Annotated in this window: 1 protein-coding gene; it reads right to left on the bottom strand. The window is 54.6% G+C overall.

The window, feature by feature from the left end; translation table 11 throughout:
* A partial coding sequence (locus tag IQ273_RS32665; RefSeq protein ID WP_194027235.1) for a GUN4 domain-containing protein occupies positions 1 to 2196 on the bottom strand: 2196 nt, incomplete at its 3' end.
* Positions 2197 to 2229: the final 33 nt, after the last annotated feature.

The following is a 2229-nucleotide window of genomic DNA, read 5'->3' as shown; positions in this document are numbered from 1 at the left end:
CCCCAACACCCCATATCTCCTTCCCACAACACCCCCACCCACAAAAGGGAGGTGACCCTTAGGTGCTGAGGTGTCATATTTCATACGAAATGTCCACTTGTCCTCTACTCGCCAAGCCACTCGATCTCCAAATCGTTCTAAGGCTTCCTTATCGTACCTTCCATCAGCGACACCACCGACCTCTTTTGAGAGGTAGATCTCTTTTTGCACGCTAAAGCCAAACTTGCCCTGGCTGTACTGCACCCATAGCCCATCAATCGTCAAAAGCTCCTCACAGGGAAAGTTTAGCAACTCTTCAGCCTCAAAATACTGCCCTTCTTCTTTACCTACAGTGGTAATCATCAGTCGATAGGTTTCTTCATCCGCTTCTTTCCACTGCCCGTTTTGCAAATACTGCTCTAGCTGTTGGTAGCGCGAGGCCGCTACGGTTTGCTGCAAGCCCTTGAGTTCTTCTTCTAGCACTGGGTCAAGTCGCTTTGTTGTGTCTTGCCAGCAGGTATAGGCCAAATCGGTTGCCCCCTGCTCGATCATTTGCCGCAGCAGCCGAGCAGGTTTCACCTGAGCGACATAGAGCAAAATTGTGGGCTTCCACCAGTCGTCATCAAAGCGGTCGTACAGCAGCGGTTCTTGCCGGGTGCGGACAACCTCAGCAGCAGCTAAGTATTCTTGAAAGCTCAAGTGGGCAAATTCGTACTCATCCTCCTGCTGCACCAGCAGTTCACTGATCTGCACCACCTGGTCGAGAAAATCATCGGGGTCAAGAGTTTCTTCCTGCTGTTGCAGGCTGTGGACAAGCACCTGGCGCAGGTCAGCCTGTGAAATGCGCTCTTGCCGCTGCTGCATCATGTACAGCGCCAGCATTTGCAAAATGGTCTGGGCCTCGCACTGGGTCAGCAGCGTGTCGAGCTGACGGGCGCGGGGTCTATCTCTTAGCTGTAGCTGGCAGATATCGCGGTACAACTCTACCCGCCGCTGGGGCAGCCGCGCCCCTGGATACCGCCGATGAAATGTAACAATCATATTCAGCAGCAGCGGGTTTTTGGCTAAATCTTTTAGCTCTTGGCGGTCTTCAATTTGGCGCAGCAGGTCTTGGGCGGCTTCGTTGGCCAGCTTAATCACATCGGGGGTGTCTCTGTCGCCGTGAGCATAGCGTTCCTGACACTGATACCAGCGGGTAACAAAGTCGCGCCGCTGATCGGCATCGAAGTCTCGCACCCACAGCGCTGTCGAAAGCTCTAGCCGATGGGCAGCATCCTGATCGCGGTAGGCTTTGGGCCGTGAGGTGACGATAAAAATTGAGTTGCCGTAGCGATGCATTTGAGCATTGATCCAATTGGCTACCGTAGGGCGTTGATCTTTAGCCACTTCGTCAAAGCCATCGAGCATAATCACCGCGTCGCCCCGGCGCAGCATGTCCGTTGCCCAGTTGGGTGGTACGGGCAGCTCTTTGCCTTCTTTGGGCAGGCTGTGGATATGGTGTTGAGTGATGAGCGTGGGCAGGTCAGGCGCGTTCTCACTGGCTAGCAGGTCGCGATACTTGCGCAGCACCAGCAGCACCGGAATGCGCTTTTTGACATCGTGACGAGCATGCTGTTTGGTGCCGTACAGGTAGGCAATGTGCTTGAGCAGCGTGGTTTTGCCATAGCCACCCCAGGCGAGAATCACCAACTGGCGAAAAGCGCGAGTCTGCTCAGCCTGACGCAAAAAGTGCCAGATGTTAAGGTTAGTAGCGCGTTCCAGATCTTGAGCATTAAACGCATCTGCCGTCGGCTTAAAACCCGGTAATGTACCGCTGAGATCCAGCGCCAAGGGCACAAACACTTCTTCCAGCATAGGAGTGAAAATTCCCTCTTGCTGAGGCACACCCTCGGGGCGGTACGACTGACAATCCCACGCTTGGCATTGCAGGTACCAGTCTTCAAACCCACTGAGCCGAGTCGTGACCTGCTCGGTTCTGCGATCAATGGTTTTATCCAGAGCTTGCCCTGCCTGCTCTAACCGCCGTCGATTGCCTTTGTCGATAGGCTTAAGCAGCGTAGTTCCATAGGCAATGCTCAGGCCAATCACCGCTGAGGCGATCGCTTTGGGAATGCTGCCATCGGCTTTGATCAGTTGCCAAAAAGCGTTTGCCCCACCTGCGGTCAGGCCCCCGGCAGCGATGGCTTTAAGCAACAGTTCGGCCAGTCGCTCATTCAAGGGAGCGTTAGGGTCTGGGGGCGGGGTTTGTGT

The sequence above is a fragment of the Nodosilinea sp. LEGE 07298 genome (assembly GCF_015207265.1).
GTDB lineage: Bacteria > Cyanobacteriota > Cyanobacteriia > Phormidesmidales > Phormidesmidaceae > Nodosilinea.
This window is presented reverse-complemented; position numbering and strand designations above follow the sequence as displayed.